Genomic DNA, 790 nt, shown 5'->3' with positions numbered 1-790 from the left:
GGGTGGCCAGGCGCAGGGCGAAGCGCTTGATTATCGGGTCGTCGGCCACCAGGCCGCTGTCCTGCTGGTAGGCGGTGGTCGGCAGCTTGGCAAAACCGGTCTGGTCATCGCCAAATACCAGTACATGGCCGTCCATGCTGTGCTGGAAGTGGTAATGGATGCCTTCTTCCTCGCACAGGCGCTGGATGAAGTGCAGGTCGGATTCGTCGTACTGCACGCAGTAGTCGCGGGCAGGGTAGGTCGCGCCGAGCTGGAAGCGCTGGCCGGAGCCTTCGAGGATGCCGTGCTCGCTCAGCACCTGGGCGACGATCTGCGGCACCGTCAGGTGCTGGAAGATGCGTTGATTCACCCGATGGCCGAGCCAGGCCAGCTGCGGGCGCAGGGTCAGGTGGTAGCGGGTCAGGCGCTGGCCGGAATCACCCTGGGCGCAGGCATGCACCTGGGCGTGGATGCCGCTGCCGTCGGCATTCAGGGCCAGAAAGGCCGGCTGGCCGAGCAGGGCTTCGAGGTCCAGGTCCGGGCGCTGGCTGACCAGGGTGACCTCGAACACGAAGGGCTGGCTGAGCGCCTCGTGTCCGGTGAATTCGAGCACCTGCAGGTCGTGTTCGACACCGGGCAGGTGCAGGCTGAAATGCGTCTGGTTGGCGGGGGCGAACATCCGTTGTTCCTTCTGCCGAAAGGGCATCGGCCAGGAGTGCTGGCCGATGGGGTGGCTCGCGTACCTGCGAGCCGGGGCATTGTCCGGGATGCGCCACGGCGCTGCCGTGACGCGGGGGGCAAAAATGCCGCC

At 66.6% G+C, this 790-nt stretch carries 1 protein-coding gene; it reads right to left on the bottom strand.

Features of this window, described 5'->3' with window-relative positions; genetic code table 11:
• Positions 1 to 658, bottom strand: a 658-nt coding sequence (gene tssI, locus PA6_RS22315) for a type VI secretion system tip protein TssI/VgrG (protein WP_021703216.1), incomplete at its 3' end; no start/stop codon positions are given.
• Positions 659 to 790: the final 132 nt, after the last annotated feature.

This window comes from Aquipseudomonas alcaligenes NBRC 14159 (genome assembly GCF_000467105.1).
Lineage (GTDB): Bacteria > Pseudomonadota > Gammaproteobacteria > Pseudomonadales > Pseudomonadaceae > Aquipseudomonas > Aquipseudomonas alcaligenes.
This window is presented reverse-complemented; position numbering and strand designations above follow the sequence as displayed.